This is a genomic window from Pseudomonas sp. BN414, from assembly GCF_029871275.1.
Lineage (GTDB): Bacteria > Pseudomonadota > Gammaproteobacteria > Pseudomonadales > Pseudomonadaceae > Metapseudomonas > Metapseudomonas resinovorans_C.
This window is the reverse complement of the sequence record NZ_SSOL01000076.1, coordinates 179,694-195,526: the sequence shown is the minus strand read 5'-3', so window position 1 is coordinate 195,526 and position 15,833 is coordinate 179,694. Positions and strand designations below refer to the sequence as shown.

The 15,833-nt window shown below is 63.6% G+C and carries 11 protein-coding genes; 9 read left to right on the top strand and 2 right to left on the bottom strand.

Annotation, left to right across the window (positions count from 1 at the left end):
• Positions 1–266 precede the first annotated feature (266 nt).
• Together E8E95_RS24770 and E8E95_RS24765 are read right to left on the bottom strand one after the other, a co-directional pair.
• Positions 267–1,490, bottom strand: coding sequence for a CaiB/BaiF CoA-transferase family protein (locus tag E8E95_RS24770; RefSeq protein WP_280354632.1), 1,224 nt, complete (start codon positions 1,488–1,490; stop codon positions 267–269).
• 73 nt (positions 1,491–1,563) lie between these two features.
• A complete protein-coding gene (locus E8E95_RS24765; RefSeq protein ID WP_280354630.1) occupies positions 1,564–2,745 on the bottom strand; it encodes an acyl-CoA dehydrogenase in 1,182 nt (393 codons plus the stop codon).
• 193 nt (positions 2,746–2,938) lie between these two features.
• Here E8E95_RS24765 and E8E95_RS24760 point away from each other — a divergent pair, with 193 nt between their 5' ends.
• The 9 genes from E8E95_RS24760 (at position 2,939) to E8E95_RS24720 (ending at position 15,766) form a co-directional block, all read left to right on the top strand.
• On the top strand, positions 2,939–3,847 hold the full coding sequence (locus tag E8E95_RS24760; RefSeq protein WP_280354629.1) for a LysR family transcriptional regulator: 909 nt from the start codon (positions 2,939–2,941) through the stop codon (positions 3,845–3,847).
• Positions 3,848–4,036: 189 nt separating this feature from the next.
• Complete coding sequence (locus E8E95_RS24755; RefSeq protein ID WP_280354628.1) at positions 4,037–5,803, top strand: DUF1302 domain-containing protein; 1,767 nt, start codon at positions 4,037–4,039, stop codon at positions 5,801–5,803.
• 17 nt (positions 5,804–5,820) lie between these two features.
• On the top strand, positions 5,821–7,191 hold the full coding sequence (locus E8E95_RS24750; RefSeq protein WP_280354627.1) for a DUF1329 domain-containing protein: 1,371 nt from the start codon (positions 5,821–5,823) through the stop codon (positions 7,189–7,191).
• A 160-nt stretch (positions 7,192–7,351) separates the two neighbouring features.
• On the top strand, positions 7,352–9,871 hold the full coding sequence (locus E8E95_RS24745) for a LuxR C-terminal-related transcriptional regulator (RefSeq protein ID WP_280354626.1): 2,520 nt from the start codon (positions 7,352–7,354) through the stop codon (positions 9,869–9,871).
• A 616-nt stretch (positions 9,872–10,487) separates the two neighbouring features.
• Positions 10,488–11,648 (top strand): Re/Si-specific NAD(P)(+) transhydrogenase subunit alpha, encoded by a 1,161-nt coding sequence (locus E8E95_RS24740; RefSeq protein WP_280354624.1) that lies wholly within the window; start codon positions 10,488–10,490, stop codon positions 11,646–11,648.
• Between the two features lie 11 nt (positions 11,649–11,659).
• Positions 11,660–11,974: an NAD(P) transhydrogenase subunit alpha gene (locus E8E95_RS24735; protein ID WP_044405771.1), complete on the top strand. Its 315-nt coding sequence runs from the start codon at positions 11,660–11,662 to the stop codon at positions 11,972–11,974.
• A 2-nt stretch (positions 11,975–11,976) separates the two neighbouring features.
• Positions 11,977–13,413: an NAD(P)(+) transhydrogenase (Re/Si-specific) subunit beta gene (locus tag E8E95_RS24730; protein WP_280354621.1), complete on the top strand. Its 1,437-nt coding sequence runs from the start codon at positions 11,977–11,979 to the stop codon at positions 13,411–13,413.
• Between the two features lie 314 nt (positions 13,414–13,727).
• Positions 13,728–15,221 carry an acetyl-CoA hydrolase/transferase family protein gene (locus tag E8E95_RS24725; protein ID WP_280354619.1) on the top strand — a complete coding sequence of 498 codons (1,494 nt, stop codon included), beginning with the start codon at positions 13,728–13,730 and terminating at the stop codon, positions 15,219–15,221.
• Positions 15,222–15,550: 329 nt separating this feature from the next.
• The gene (locus E8E95_RS24720) at positions 15,551–15,766 is read left to right on the top strand and encodes a DUF1127 domain-containing protein (RefSeq protein WP_077524279.1); all 216 of its coding nucleotides are present in this window, start codon (positions 15,551–15,553) and stop codon (positions 15,764–15,766) included.
• Positions 15,767–15,833 lie beyond the last annotated feature (67 nt).

The window sequence follows — 15,833 nt, the reverse complement described above, 5'->3', positions numbered from 1 at the left end:
GATTCACTCTTCTCGTCAGCGGGAGGCGCATTCTACAGCGTTCAAACTCGCTGTCAACACCTCCTGTTCAGCTTCATTCGCCAGTGGCGAACCTCTCGAAGCGGAACCTTCCGACACTCTCTCCAAACATTCAACTCATTGATCTACAAGGAGTTTTGCTTGGCGACTGCGCCGGAAGTGGGGCGCATTATAGGGATGCAAAATCTGCCGTCAACACTTAATTGAAATTATCTTCATCGCGCCTCTCGTACTTATATAAGAAGGGGCTAGATAACTTCCGCCTTGCGCAGCGATTCCACTTGCTCCGCCGCCAGGCCAAGCACGCGTCGCAGCACTTCCTGGGTGTGCTCGCCAAGAAGCGGCGGCGGCATGCGGTACTCGACCGGGGTGTCGGAAAGACGCAGCGGGCTTGCCACCTGCGGCACCACGCCGGCCAAGGGATGCTCCAGTTCGACGCGAAGCCCCCGCGCCAGAACCTGCGGATCGGAGAATACTGCCGCGAGGTCGTTGATCGGCCCACAGGGCACACCAACCTCCTCCAATGCACTCACCCATTCGGCCGTGGTCTTGAAGACGGTGGCCTGGCGAATCATCGGAATCAGTTCGGCACGGTGCGCCACTCGCGCCTTGTTGCTTGAAAAACGCGGGTCGTCCGCCCACTCCCGATGACCGGCGACCTCGCAAAACTTGCGGAACTGGCTGTCGTTACCCACGGTGAGGATGAAATCCCCATCCGCAGTCGGAAAATCCTGATACGGCACGATGTTCGGATGGGCATTCCCCAGACGCTTTGGCGGATTGCCTGTAGTCAGGTAGTTCATCGCCTGGTTGGCGAGACAAGCCACCTGCACGTCGAGCAGGGCCATGTCGATGTGCTGACCTTTGCCGCTGATGTCCCGCGAGGCCAGTGCAGCCAACATCGCCACCGAGGAATAGAGCCCGGTGAGGATGTCAGTCAGCGCCACACCCACCTTGACCGGGCCAGCGCCATCTTCCTGGTCGGAACGCCCGGTAATGCTCATGAGCCCGCCCAGGCCCTGGATCATGAAGTCGTAGCCAGCACGCTTGGCATAGGGACCGGACTGGCCGAAGCCGGTGATCGAGCAATAGATGAGGCGCGGATTGATGGCCTTCAGCGACTCGTAGTCCAGTCCATAGGCCGCCAAGCCACCCACCTTGAAGTTCTCGATGAGAATGTCGGACTTTTCCGCCAGCTCACGAACCAGCTTCTGGCCTTCGGGGCGAGTGAAGTCGATGGTTATCGACTGCTTGTTGCGATTGGCGGAGAGGAAATACGCCGCTTCACTGGTATCCCGGCCATCGGCGCCTTTGAGGAAGGGCGGCCCCCAGGCGCGGGTGTCATCACCGGAGCCCGGTCGTTCGACCTTGATTACCTCGGCCCCCAGGTCCGCGAGAATCTGGCCGGACCAGGGGCCAGCCAGTACGCGGGAGAGGTCGAGCACGCGGATGTGGGAGAGAGCGCCAGCCATGAGGTCACCTGAGTTCGTGAAGGGACTCGGGCCTCTCTCCTATATATAGAGAGGAGAGAAGCCCGGGCTGAGGTCAGAAGAACGCCTGGATGCCAGTCTGGGCACGGCCCAGGATCAGCGCGTGGACGTCGTGGGTCCCTTCGTAGGTGTTCACAACCTCCAGGTTGACCAGGTGACGGGCCACGCCGAACTCATCGGAGATGCCGTTGCCGCCCAGCATGTCGCGGGCCATACGGGCGATATCCAGCGCCTTGCCGCAGGAGTTGCGCTTCATGATCGAGGTGATTTCCACCGCCGCGGTGCCTTCATCCTTCATGCGACCCAGACGCAGGCAGCCTTGCAGTGCCAGGGTGATCTCGGTCTGCATGTCGGCCAGCTTCTTCTGGATCAGCTGGTTGGCGGCCAGCGGACGGCCGAACTGGTTGCGGTCCAGCACATACTGGCGCGCGGTGTGCCAGCAGGCTTCGGCGGCACCCAGGGCGCCCCAGGAAATGCCGTAGCGGGCGGAGTTCAGGCAGGTGAACGGACCACGCAGGCCACGCACATCCGGGAAGGCGTTCTCTTCCGGCACGAAAACGTTGTCCATCACGATCTCGCCGGTGATGGAGGCACGCAGGCCGACCTTGCCGTGGATTGCCGGAGCGGACAGGCCCTGCCAGCCCTTCTCGAGCACGAAGCCACGGATCTCGCCGGCATCGTCCTTGGCCCAGACCACGAAGACGTCAGCGATGGGGCTGTTGGTGATCCACATCTTGTTGCCGGTCAGGCGGTAGCCGCCGTCGACCTTCTTGGCGCGGGTGATCATCGAGCCCGGATCGGAGCCGTGGTTCGGCTCAGTCAGGCCGAAGCAGCCGATGTATTCGCCGCTGGCCAGTTTCGGCAGGTACTTCTGCTTGGTGGCTTCATTGCCGAATTCGTTGATCGGCACCATCACCAGGGAGGACTGCACGCTCATCATCGAGCGGTAGCCGGAGTCGATGCGCTCGACTTCACGGGCGATCAGGCCGTAGCACACATAGTTCAGGCCGCTGCCACCGTAGACTTCCGGAATGGTCGCGCCGAGCAGCCCGGTTTCGCCCATTTCGCGGAAGATCGCCGGATCGGTCTGCTCATGGCGGAAGGCTTCCAGCACGCGCGGGGCCAGCTTGTCGGCGGCGAACTGCTGGGCGCTGTCACGCACCATGCGCTCTTCTTCGGTGAGTTGCTGATCCAGCAGCAGCGGGTCGATCCAGTTGAAGCTTGCTTTGGCGGCCATGGGGAGTGTCCTCGGTAAGCGGAGTTCAGGGGGCGGGCCATCGCGGGCCACTGCCTTATTAGTGTTGACGCATCCTAGACAGCCTAGGCCCTATCGGACAAACGAGGATTTCGCATGCTGTTGTGCTAATTTCTCACTCCGAAAAGCAAAAGCCCCCTATTTCAAGCCATCACTTGTGATGCAGAGGTACAGCATGCGCCGGAAGATCCCCAGCACCGCCGCCCTGGTCGCCTTCGAATCCGCCGCCCGCCACCAGAGTTTCACCAAGGCTGCCGATGAACTGGCGCTGACCCAGAGCGCCATCTGCCGACAGATCGCCGGACTTGAAGAATTCCTCGGACTGGAGCTGTTCCGGCGATCCCGGCGTGGTGTGAAGCTCACCGAAGCCGGCCTGGCGTATTCCCGTCGCATTGCGACCCAGCTCGATGCCGTCGAGCGCGACACACTCGCGGTGATGGGTCAGCAAGGCGCGATGACAGTAGAGCTGGCCATCGTGCCCACGTTCGGCACCCAGTGGCTGGTGCCCAGGCTGAAAGACTTCCAGCGCCTGCATCCAGAAGTGACGGTCAACCTGACCAACCGCACTCGCCCCTTCCTCTTCGCCGACACCGATTTCGATGCCGCGCTCTACTTCGGCGATGCCGAATGGTCAGGCACCCGCGCCGACTTCCTGATGCACGAACACTCGGTTCCGGTGTGCAGCCCCGCCTTGCTGCAAGGGCACGACAATCTGGAACCCGACGCCATCGCCCGCCTGCCCCTGTTACAACAGACCACCCGCCCCTATGCCTGGCGCCAGTGGTTCAGTTCCCAGGGGATGAACGTCGCCCGCGACTTGAGCGGCCCGCGCTACGAGCTCTTCTCGATGCTCGCCCAGGCCGCCATGCACGAAATGGGGGTGGCGCTGATCCCGCCCTTCCTGATCCAACGCGAACTGGCGGACGGCCGCCTGGTCATCGCCCATCCCCACAGTTTCCGCAGCGACAAGGCCTATTACCTGATCATCCCCGAGCGCAAGCTCGAGTCCGCCGCCCTCGGCGCTTTCCGCAACTGGCTGGTGGAAGCCGCCCGTACGTATCGCAGCGAAGCCGGTCTGGACTGAGCTGTAACCACCGGTAGCACCGATCGACCATCCCCCGTCCGCCGACAGAGCGAAGACCCTTTCCTGCTCCCCGCACAGCGCCTCCATCACCCACTCGGGTGATGGATGAAATCGCCCGTTCAGGCAGTTATGGCGGGAGGTAGCGGCTGATTAGCATGAGGCCTCCCAAGACCCGCTCTGGAGAGCCGCATGACAACAAGAACAATGCGCGGAATCTTCCGGCCGCACACGCTGGCCGCCGCCATCGCCCTGGGCTGCAGCGCCCAGGCCTCTGCCATCACGTTCAACATCGGTGAGATCGAAGCCCAGTTCGACTCCTCCCTCTCGGTCGGCGCCAGTTGGGCCGTGCGCTCGCCGGACCCGGAATTCATCTCCACCGCGAGCGGAGGCGAAGCACTTTCGCGCACCTCCGACGACGGCCGCCTGAACTTCAAGAAAGGGGAGACCTTCTCGAAGATCTTCAAGGGCATCCACGACCTGGAACTGAAATACGGTGATACCGGCGTCTTCCTGCGCGGCAAGTACTGGTACGACTTCGAGCTGAAGGACGAGCACCGACTCTTCTACGACATCGACGACCACAACCGCAAAGAGGGCGCCAGGTCCTCCGGCGCCCAACTGCTCGATGCCTTCCTCTATCACAACTACAACCTGGGCGACCTGCCGGGCAGCTTCCGCGTCGGCAAGCAGGTGGTGAGCTGGGGTGAAAGCACCTTCATCGGCAACAGCATCAACTCGATCAACCCGATCGACGTCGCCGCCTTCCGCCGCCCCGGCGCCGAGATCAAGGAAGGCCTGATCCCGGTCAACATGATCTATGTCTCGCAGAGCCTGACCGAGAGCCTTTCCGCCGAGGCCTTCTACCAGCTCGAATGGGACCAGACGGTGGCCGACAACTGCGGCACCTTCTTCTCCACCTCCGACGTGGTCGCCGATGGCTGCGTCGACCGCCTGGTGGTCAATGGTCCCGACTTGCCACCCGGCGTATCCACCAACACCGGCGCCACCCTTTACATCCCCCGCGCCGGAGACCGCGACGCGAAGGACAGCGGCCAGTTCGGCGTGGCCCTGCGCTGGTTCGTGCCGGAGCTGAACGACACCGAGTTCGGCGCCTACGCGATGAACTACCACAGCCGCGGCCCCATCTTCAGCACCATCCGCACACGCACACCGAGTGCGGCGATCATTCCGGGCGCCCCCGGTGCGCGCTACTTCATCGAATACCCGGAAGACATCCGCCTTTACGGCGTCAGCTTCCAGACCAACGTCGAAGGCACCTCGCTGGCCGGCGAAGTCAGCTTCCGGCCGAACATGCCGCTGCAGCTGAACAGTACCGACCTGTCCTTCGCCGCCCTCGGCGTGCCCAACTCGCCGATCTTCGAAAGCGGTCATTCCCTCAACCGCGCGGGTGAGGACCTGCACGGCTACGTCCGCAAGCCGGTGACCCAGGCACAGGTCACCGCCACCCAGTTCATCGACCAGGTCATGGGCGCCAGCCGCCTGACCCTGGTAGGCGAGGTGGGCTACAACCACATCGGCGGCCTGAACGACGATATCGGCGAACTGCGCTACGGCCGCGACCCCATCTACGGACCCGGCCAGCTGTCCTCCCAGGCCGTGTGCCTGGCGCTCACCGCCGCCAGCCCGCAGCAACGCGAGTGCAACGACAAGGGCTTCTACACCAGCAGCTCCTGGGGCTACCGCGCCCGCGCCAGCCTGGAGTACAGCAACGTCTTCGCCGGCATCAACCTGACCCCGAGCGTCGCCTGGTCCCATGACGTCGACGGCTACGGCCCGAACTTCAACGAAGGCTCCAAGGCCATCAGCGTCGGCCTCAACGCCGAGTACCAGAACACCTACACCGCCAGCCTGTCGTACACCGACTTCTTCGGCGGCCACTACAACGTGACCACTGACCGCGACTTCGTCGCACTCAGCTTCGGCCTCAACTTCTGATTGCAAGGATTTCCAGCATGAACAAGAGAAGCATCCTGCAAAGCGGCGCCCTGGTCCTCAGCCTCCTCGCCGCCAACGTCATGGCCGCCGTCAGCCCGGATGAAGCGGCACAACTCGGTGCCGCCCTTACCCCGCTGGGCGCGGAGAAGGTCGGCAATGCCGACGGCAGTATCCCGGCCTGGACCGGCGGCCTGCCCACCAATGCCGCAGTGGTCGACGCCAATGGCTTCGTCGGCGATCCCTATGCCAACGAGCAGCCGCTGTTCACCATCACCGCCGCCAACGCCGAGCAGTACAAGGACAAGCTGTCCCCCGGGCAGATGGCGATGTTCAAGCGCTACGCCAGCACCTACAAGATCCCGGTCTACCCGAGCCATCGCAGCGCCGCCGCGCCCCAGGCGATTTATGACGCGGCGAAGCAGAGCGCCCTCAACACCCAGCCGGTCGACGGCGGTAACGGCTTGTCCAACTTCGCCGACAGCCACTACTACGCCTTCCCGATTCCCAAGGATGGCGTGCAAGTGATGTGGAACCACATCACCCGCTACCGCGGCGGCAACGCCCGGCGTCTGGTGGTCCAGGCCACCCCGCAGACCAACGGCTCCTTCACCCCCGTGCAGTTCCAGGACGAGGTGGCCTTCCCGGCGGACATGAATGAGCTGGACAAGGAAAAGTCGGCCAACGTGCTGCTCTACTTCAAGCAGCGCGTGCTGGCACCGTCGCGTCTGGCGGGTAATGTCCTGCTGGTCCACGAGACCATCGACCAGGTCAAGGAACCGCGCCTGGCCTGGCTCTACAACGCCGGCCAGCGCCGCGTGCGTCGTGCCCCGCAGGTCGCCTACGACGGCCCGGGTACCGCCGCCGACGGCATGCGCACCGCCGACAACTTCGACATGTTCTCCGGCGCGCCGGACCGCTACGACTGGAAGCTGATCGGCAAGAAGGAGATGTACATCCCCTACAACAGCTACAAGCTGGAATCGCCCAAGCTCAAGTACAAGGACATCATCCAGCCAGGCCACCTGAACCAGGACCTGACCCGCTACGAGCTGCACCGCGTGTGGGAAGTGGTCGCTACCCTGAAGCCCAACGAGCGGCACATCTACGCCAAGCGCCATTACTTCATCGACGAAGACAGCTGGCAGATCGCCTACGCCGACCATTACGACGGCCGCGGCCAGCTCTGGCGCGTCGGTGAAGGCCATGCCAGCTACCACTACCAGCGCCAGGTGGCCACCTTCGCCGTGGAAGCCCTCTACGACATCATCGCCGGGCGCTACATCGCCCTTGGCCTGAAGAACGAAGAGAAGCACGGCATCGAGTTCGGCTTCGCCACCACCGGCGCCGACTACACCCCCGCCGCCCTGCGCAACGCAGGCATCCGCTAAGCACTCCGGACGCCCCGCCCAAGCGGGGCGTCCGGCTGCCTGCCCATAGCCGTTATGGCGCTGCATAAGCGCTGTCCATGCTGCTTCTAGCCCACCCATTGGCCATCTAGTCTGCGAGGGTCCGGTTCATCCATAACAACAACGCAGTGAGAACCGCCCCATGCCCCGCTCCGGCCAGACACCGCCTGTCCTTCCGTCTCGCCTGCCGCGACTGCCGCCGGCCCATGTCCCGCGCCCCGGGCTGGTCGACCGTCTCACCGCCCAGGATGCCCAGCTTCGACTGCTCTGCGCCCCCGCCGGCTTCGGCAAGAGCGTGCTGCTCAACGAATTTCTCCGCGCCCAGAGCGAACCCGGCCTGATCATCTGGCTCAACCTTGCGGGCCAACCGCTCACCCCGGAACAACTAAACGCCCTGCTCGCCACCGAACTCGGCGAAGCCATTCCCGCCTTGCCCGCCGCCCAGGCCCTGCAACAGCTGCTCGCCCATCGAGGTGAATGCACCTGGCTGGTCCTGGACGACTACCCCGGTCATCCACCGGCCGGCCTCGATGACTGCATCGACCAGCTCCTCGCTCGCGCCCTGCCGGAATTGCGCCTGCTGGTCAGCGTGCGCCAGCGACCGGCCTGGAACCTGCCGCGCCTGCTGCTGGCAGGGGAGCTGCTGGAACTGGACGCGAGCCAACTGGCCCTCGATCGCCCGCAACATGAACAGCTGGTGGATCAGTTGGCACCGCTGACCAGCGCCGCCCTGCGCGAAGAACTCTGGCAGGAAACCGAAGGCTGGTGCGCCGGCGTGCGCCTGCACCTATCCGGCAAGGCGCCGTCCAGCGCCAGCGGCAATCACTGCTGGCTCAAGGAATACCTGGACCACGAATTGCTCAATCGCCTGAGCCCGGACGAAGCGGCCTGCCTGTTCGCTTTGGCGCACCTGCCCAAGGTTTCCGCCGAGCTTTGCCAACACCTCTGGGAAGACAACGACGGCGCCGAGCTCTTCGAGCGGCTGCTGGCACGCCAGGCCTTCTGCATGCCCCTGGACGAACACGGCACCTGGTACCGCGTGCTACCCGCCGTCGCGAGAACCCTGCGCAACCGCATCAGCGAAGCGGCCGCCACGCGCCTGCACCTCAGCGCCTGTCGCATGTTCATCGCCGCCGGCCAGGTGGAAGACGCCATCGAACAGGCCCTCTGCGCCGGCCAGCCAGAAGCGGCGGCCAACTACCTGGAACGCCTCGGCCAGGAATGGCTGACCGGCGAACAGCATCTGGCCCACCTCCTCGCCTGGCGCGCGCGGCTGCCCGCCGCCCTGCTGGAAAGCACGCCGCGCCTGCTCAGTCTGAACGCCTGGGGCCTGCTCATCTCCTGGCGCCTGGACGAGGCCGAAGCCTGCATCGCCAAACTCGGCCACTTCCTGCCGCAGCCAACCGCCCTGCGCAATCGCAAGTTGCTGGCCAACAGCCAGGCCCTGCATGGCGTACTCGCGGCCCTGCGCAGCCAGGATATTTCCACTGCGCAGCAGCATTGCCGCGAGGCCCTGGCGCACCTGCCCGAACACGACTGGATGCCGATCCTGTTCTGCTACTCCAGCCTGGCGCGCGTGGCCATGGCCAGTGGCGCCCCGGAGGAAGCACCCCTTTACCTGCACAAGGCGCTGGAAATCGCCCGCCGCCACGGCAGCCTGCTGTTCGAAGTGCTGATCAACCTCGACCGCATCCGCCTCCTGCTGCTGCGCGGCGAGTTCGGCCGGGCACAGACGCTGCTGGAGCAGAGTTTCGCGCTGATCGGCCGGCGCAAGCAGGTGGACAGCCTGATGCTCGGCCGTCTGCACCTGATCCAGGCGGAATTGCACCTGATCGCCGATCGCCCCGACGAAGCCGAACGTGCCCTGCGCACCGGCCTGGAACAGGCCCACGAATGCCTGGACCCTTTCGCCCTGCATGGTTTCCTCGGCCTGGCAGAACTCCGCGCCCGTCGTGGCCAATTCGACGAGGCCTACCAGGAGCTGCGCGAAGCCGAACGGCAGATGCACTGCCGCCAGGTCTGGCGCTACACCTACAGCGGCGTGCTGAACCTGCAAGGCATGCGCGTGCTCGCCCGCCAGGGCCGCTGGGAGCGCATCGAACCGGTCGCCCTGCGCATTCAGCGCTACTTCGTCGGTGAGGGCGCCTGGATGGCACCGCTCGACTACCCCACCCTGGCCCTGCGCAATCAATTGCTGCTGGCTCGCGCGCAACTGGAGTCCGGCCGTGTCGAACAGGCCGAAGCCCTCCTGCTGCCCCTCCTGGAACGCTGCCAGGCGATGCAGTTCGCGCCGCTTGCGTGCGAAGTGAGCCTGGCGCTGGCGGCGACCTGGCGCGCCCTCGATCGCGCCGACGCCGGCCCCCTGCAGCGCCAGGCATTGGAACAGGCCGAGCGCCTGGGCATGCATGGCCTGCTGCGCGACTACCCGCGCTGCGAAGGCACGGCGGTTCTCGACGGCGACCAGGCAAGCCTCCTCAGCCAGCGCGAGCGCGCGGTGCTGCAGTTGCTGGCCGAGGGTTTCTCCAACCAGGAGATTGGCGGCTATCTGTTCATCTCGGTGAACACGGTGAAAACCCACACCAAGAAGATCAACAGCAAACTCGGTGTGAAACGCCGTACTCAGGCTGTGATGCGCGCCAAGACTCTCGGCTTGCTGGTGTGAGCCCCGGTAGGGTGCACCGCGCGCGCCGAAACCCGCGATGGTGCGCAAAGCACACCCTACGGCAAGCCCCGGAATCTGACTGACGACCCGCGACAATATGGCGCAGGCCGCAAGGCGACTGGCTTGCGGGCGAACTACGCTTTTGCTGGAAAACTGCCAAATTTCAATTCTTGACCCTGTAGTCAAACATTTTCAAAAGCTACAGAACGCCCATTTTCCGCAGCCTTATGGCAACTATTAAAAACTCTTACTAACAGTGCGCCAGCCATTAACGGCAGGATGTCACGTACCCAAAGCCTGTACTGGCGCTGCTTTGATGGATAGTCATTCAGCCTGGGGATGGAGACCGGTACCGGATTCCTGGGTGAAGGCTCGCCTCCACCAGTGATGACGGGGTCTGGAACGGAAGCCAGGGACAACAAGTCTAATCGTGACTTGTAGTTATTGTATCGTTTTACTCCAGAACTGCTTGAAGCAGTTGAGGTTCCGATTGCAGAATGCCGCGCCACCAGGTTTCGGCTGTTGCGATACCAGGCTGTTGAAAGGCGGATCCGCCTCGCCAGAGCACCATCCGCAGTGCACTGGTTCACCAGATCGATCACGCAGGAGATTTGAAGTGCACATCGGTGTTCCTCTCGAAAGCCATGCTGGCGAGACGCGCGTTGCCGCGACGCCCGAAACCATCAAGAAGCTGGTGAGCCAAGGCCACCGGGTGACCGTCCAAAGCGGTGCCGGCGTCAGCGCCAGCATTCCGGACAGCGCTTATGAAGCCGTTGGTGCCGTCATCGGCAACGACGCCGCCGCCTTCGGTGCCGACCTGGTGCTGAAAGTGATTGCCCCGACCGAAGGCGAGCTGGCCCACATGCGTGCCGGCGCCGTGCTGGTGGGCATGCTCAACCCCTTCAGCAACGAGACCATCGCGCGCATGAACGCTCGCGGCATCACCGCCTTCGCCCTCGAAGCGGCGCCGCGTACCTCTCGCGCCCAGAGCCTCGACGTGCTGTCGTCCCAGGCCAACATCGCCGGCTACAAGGCCGTGCTGCTGGCGGCTCACCACTACCCGCGCTTCATGCCGATGCTGATGACCGCCGCCGGCACCGTTAAGGCCGCGCGCATCCTCATCCTCGGTGCCGGTGTGGCAGGCCTGCAGGCCATCGCCACGGCCAAGCGCCTGGGCGCGGTGATCGAGGCGTCCGACGTGCGTCCGGCCGTGAAGGAACAAATCGAATCCCTCGGCGCCAAGTTCGTCGATGTTCCCTTCGAGACCGATGAAGAGCGCGAATGCGCCCAAGGCGTTGGCGGTTACGCCCGTCCGATGCCGGCCTCCTGGATGGAGCGTCAGGCCAAGGCCGTGCACGAGCGCGCCAAGCAGTCCGACATCGTCATCACCACCGCGCTGATCCCGGGCCGCAAGGCACCGACCCTGCTGCACGAGGCCACCGTTGCCGAAATGAAGCCGGGCTCCGTGGTCATCGACCTGGCCGCTGCCCAGGGCGGTAACTGCCCGCTGACCGAAGCCGATCAGGTAGTGGTCAAGCACGGCGTGACCATCGTCGGCCACAGCAACCTGGCGGCCATGGTGCCGGCGGACGCCTCCGCCCTCTATGCGCGCAACCTGCTGGATTTCCTCAAGCTGATCATCGACAAGGACGGCCAGCTCACCATCAACCTCGAAGACGACATCGTCGCCGCATGCCTGATGTGCCGCGACGGCAACGTCGTGCGTAGCAACGGTGCTCCCGCCGCGACCGCTGCTCCGCAAAAAGTGAACGCATAAGGATAGAGACCATGGACCTGATTTCCGACGGCATCTACAACCTGATCATCTTCGTGCTGGCCATCTACGTCGGCTACCACGTGGTGTGGAACGTCACCCCGGCCCTGCACACCCCGCTGATGGCCGTGACCAACGCCATCTCGGCGATCGTGATCGTCGGCGCCATGCTGGCCGCCGCCCTCACCGTCACCCCGCTGGGCAAGGCCATGGGCACCCTGGCAGTGGCACTGGCCGCGGTCAACGTCTTCGGTGGCTTCCTCGTCACCCGACGCATGCTGGAAATGTTCAAGAAGAAAGCGCCGAAAGCGGCTGCGGAGAAGCACTGACCATGAGCATGAACCTGATCACTGTTCTCTACCTCGTCGCCTCGGTGTGCTTCATCCAGGCGCTCAAGGGCCTGTCGCACCCGACCTCGTCGCGTCGCGGCAACCTGTTCGGCATGATCGGCATGGCCATCGCCGTGCTCACCACTGTCGGCCTCATCTATAAGCTGGGCGCCGAGCTGGCCACCCAGGGCATCGGCTACGTGATCGTCGGCCTGCTGGTCGGCGGCACCGCCGGTTCGATCATGGCCAAGCGCGTCGAAATGACCAAGATGCCTGAGCTGGTCGCCTTCATGCACAGCATGATCGGCCTGGCCGCGGTGTTCATCGCCATCGCCGCCGTCGTCGAGCCGCAATCCCTGGGTATCGTTGCCAACCTCGGTGATGCCATCCCTGCTGGTAACCGCCTGGAGCTGTTCCTCGGCGCGGCCATCGGTGCCGTCACCTTCTCCGGTTCGGTCATCGCCTTCGGCAAGCTGTCCGGCAAGTACAAGTTCCGCCTGTTCCAGGGTGCCCCGGTGCAGTTCGCCGGCCAGCACAAGCTGAACCTGCTGGTCGGCCTGGGCATCATCGGCCTGGGCCTGTACTTCACCCTGACCGGCAACATCGGCGCCTTCGCCCTCCTGGTGGCGCTCGCCTTCGTCATCGGCGTGCTGATCATCATCCCGATCGGCGGCGCCGACATGCCGGTGGTTGTGTCCATGCTGAACAGCTACTCGGGCTGGGCGGCGGCCGGTATCGGCTTCTCGCTGAACAACTCGATGCTGATCATCGCCGGCTCCCTCGTGGGCTCCTCGGGTGCGATCCTCTCCTACATCATGTGCAAGGCGATGAACCGCTCCTTCTTCAACGTCATCCTCGGCGGCTTCGGTGCCGAAGCTGACGCCGGCGCCGCGGCTGGCAGCCAGGAGCAGCGTCCGGTGAAGTCGGGTTCGTCCGACGACGCGGCCTTCCTGCTGACCAACGCCGACAGCGTGATCATCGTCCCCGGCTACGGCCTGGCGGTGGCCCGTGCCCAGCACGCGCTGATGGAACTGTCCGAGAAGCTGATCCATCGCGGCGTCAACGTGAAGTACGCGATCCACCCGGTGGCGGGCCGCATGCCCGGCCACATGAACGTCCTGCTGGCCGAGGCCGAAGTGCCCTACGAGCAAGTGTTCGAGATGGAAGACATCAACTCCGAGTTCGGTCAGGCCGACGTGGTGCTGGTGCTCGGCGCGAACGACGTGGTCAACCCGGCCGCGAAGAACGATCCGAAGTCGCCCATCGCCGGCATGCCGATCCTGGAAGCCTTCAAGGCCAAGACCATCATCGTGAACAAGCGCTCCATGGCCAGCGGCTACGCCGGCCTGGACAACGAACTGTTCTACATGGACAAGACCATGATGGTGTTCGGCGACGCCAAGAAAGTGATCGAGGACATGGTCAAGGCTGTCGACTAAGCCCTGTCCCGCGATACCGAAAACCCCGGCCTTGTGCCGGGGTTTTTGTTTTGGGACACATGAAGCCGGCTTTTATATGTGGGGGCGAATTCATTCGCTATGCAGGCCGCAGGCGTGCCGGTTGACCTCACTGGGGGCTGCTTCGCAGCCCTTAGCGAATGAATTCGCCCCCACAAGGATTTTCGCCCTGAAACCCTGCCCAACCGACAAAAGGCCCTGAATAGAGCCATTTCTTCGACCTTGGTATAGAAGTCGGACGCCCCGCCAGCCCCTAGACTGCGCGGCTCCTACCCCGTTGTCCGAGGTTTTCCCCCATGTACTCCGAGCGCGTGCGCCTGTCCTCCCTGCTGGACAAGGTGATGAGTGCGGCCGACGCCGCTGCCCTGATCGAAGACGGCATGACCGTCGGCATGAGCGGCTTCACCCGTGCCGGTGAGGCCAAGGCCGTGCCCCAGGCGCTGGCCGTACGCGCCAAGGAGCAGCCGCTGCAGATCAGCCTGATGACCGGCGCCAGCCTCGGCAACGACCTCGACAAGCAGCTCACCGAAGCCGGTGTACTGGCCCGGCGCATGCCTTTCCAGGTGGACAGCACCCTGCGCAAGGCGATCAACGCAGGCGAAGTGATGTTCATCGACCAGCACCTGTCGGAAACCGTCGAGCAACTGCGCAACCACCAACTGAAGCTGCCGGACATCGCGGTGATCGAAGCCGTGGCCATCACCGAGGAAGGCCACATCGTGCCGACCACCTCCGTGGGCAACTCCGCCAGCTTCGCGATCTTCGCCAAGCGCGTGATCGTCGAGATCAACCTGGCGCACAACCCCAACCTGGAAGGCCTGCACGACATCTATATCCCGACCTACCGGCCGACCCGCACGCCCATTCCCCTCACTCGCGTGGACGACCGCATCGGCGGCACCGCCATCCCGATCGACCCGGCCAAGATCGCTGCCATCGTCATCACCGAACAGCCGGACTCCCTGTCCACCGTGCTACCGCCGGATCACGAGACCCAGGCCATCGCCGACCACCTCATCGACTTCTTCAAGCGTGAAGTGGAAGCCGGGCGCATGAGCAACAACCTGGCGCCGCTGCAGGCCGGCATCGGCAGCATCGCCAACGCCGTGATGTGCGGCCTGATCGAGTCGCCGTTCCAGGACCTCACCATGTACTCCGAGGTCCTGCAGGACTCCACCTTCGACCTGATCGACGCCGGTAAGCTGAGCTTCGCCTCCGGCAGCTCCATCACCCTGTCCGCGCGCCGCAACAGTGATGTCTTCGGCAACCTCGACCGCTACAAGGACAAACTGGTGCTGCGTCCGCAGGAGATCTCCAACCACCCGGAAGTGGTACGTCGCCTGGGCATCGTCGGGATCAACACCGCGCTCGAGTTCGACATCTATGGCAACGTCAACTCCACCCATGTGGGCGGCACGAAAATGATGAACGGCATCGGCGGCTCCGGCGATTTCGCCCGGAACGCCCACCTGGCCATCTTCGTCACCAAGTCCATCGCCAAGGGCGGCGCGATTTCCAGCGTGGTGCCGATGGTCAGCCACGTGGACCATACCGAGCACGATGTAGACATCCTCGTCACCGAACAGGGTTTGGCCGACTTGCGCGGCCTGGCGCCCCGCGAGCGCGCGCGGGCGATTATCGACAACTGTGTTCACCCTGATTTCCGCCAACCATTACAGAACTACTTCGACGCGGCCTGCGCCAAGGGTGGCCACACCCCCCACGTGCTGCGTGAAGCCATGGCCTGGCATATCAATCTGGAAGAAACCGGGCGAATGCTGGCCAACTGAACCTGTTGGAACAAAACAGTTATGGGCTTGTAACCTTTGATTCTGACAAAAAGGTCAAAAAACAGTTTCTAAAAATCCGGAACTGTACTGTTCAAAAATCCTGCTTTCTGCTGCTTGAACAGGAAAAAATATGGTTTCCCGTTGGATCACGAGTGATTCAACGGGGCACCCATACAGTTTCCAACAATTTCAGCGAAACAGTTGATAAGCATGCTAATAAAGACCAACACAATTTAGAGCAACTGTGACTACAGTGGCGGCTGTTCCGGGTAGATCATAGGCACCAGTTGATAACCAAGCCCCGCCACAAGCGGGAAGGACCTGCCGCCATGGAACGTACCCTCAGTTCCGACCTGATTTTCGAAAGCGCCGAACAATCCCCGAAATCCTCGTGGGCCCTGCGCACCGTTTCCACCCTGCTGCTGTGGCAGCGCCGCATCGCCAGCCGTCATCAACTGGCCATGCTGGACCCCCGCCTGTTGGCTGACGCTGGTATCAGCGAAGCCCAGCGCGAAGCCGAACTGCACAAGCCCTTCTGGCGCTAAGCAGTTCGCCGGGCCAAACGGCCCGACAGCAATACCCCAGACAGAACCCGTCGCCGCCAGCGACGGG

What these genes read in the sequence shown, in the direction of transcription:
- E8E95_RS24730 (WP_280354621.1), top strand. Translation starts at nt 11,977, where the DNA reads ATGAGCATGAACCTGATCACTGTTCTCTACCTCGTCGCCTCGGTGTGC.
- E8E95_RS24770 (WP_280354632.1), bottom strand. Translation starts at nt 1,490, where the DNA reads ATGGCTGGCGCTCTCTCCCACATCCGCGTGCTCGACCTCTCCCGCGTA.
- E8E95_RS24760 (WP_280354629.1), top strand. Translation starts at nt 2,939, where the DNA reads ATGCGCCGGAAGATCCCCAGCACCGCCGCCCTGGTCGCCTTCGAATCC.
- E8E95_RS24755 (WP_280354628.1), top strand. Translation starts at nt 4,037, where the DNA reads ATGACAACAAGAACAATGCGCGGAATCTTCCGGCCGCACACGCTGGCC.
- E8E95_RS24725 (WP_280354619.1), top strand. Translation starts at nt 13,728, where the DNA reads ATGTACTCCGAGCGCGTGCGCCTGTCCTCCCTGCTGGACAAGGTGATG.
- E8E95_RS24735 (WP_044405771.1), top strand. Translation starts at nt 11,660, where the DNA reads ATGGACCTGATTTCCGACGGCATCTACAACCTGATCATCTTCGTGCTG.
- E8E95_RS24750 (WP_280354627.1), top strand. Translation starts at nt 5,821, where the DNA reads ATGAACAAGAGAAGCATCCTGCAAAGCGGCGCCCTGGTCCTCAGCCTC.
- E8E95_RS24745 (WP_280354626.1), top strand. Translation starts at nt 7,352, where the DNA reads ATGCCCCGCTCCGGCCAGACACCGCCTGTCCTTCCGTCTCGCCTGCCG.
- E8E95_RS24720 (WP_077524279.1), top strand. Translation starts at nt 15,551, where the DNA reads ATGGAACGTACCCTCAGTTCCGACCTGATTTTCGAAAGCGCCGAACAA.
- E8E95_RS24765 (WP_280354630.1), bottom strand. Translation starts at nt 2,745, where the DNA reads ATGGCCGCCAAAGCAAGCTTCAACTGGATCGACCCGCTGCTGCTGGAT.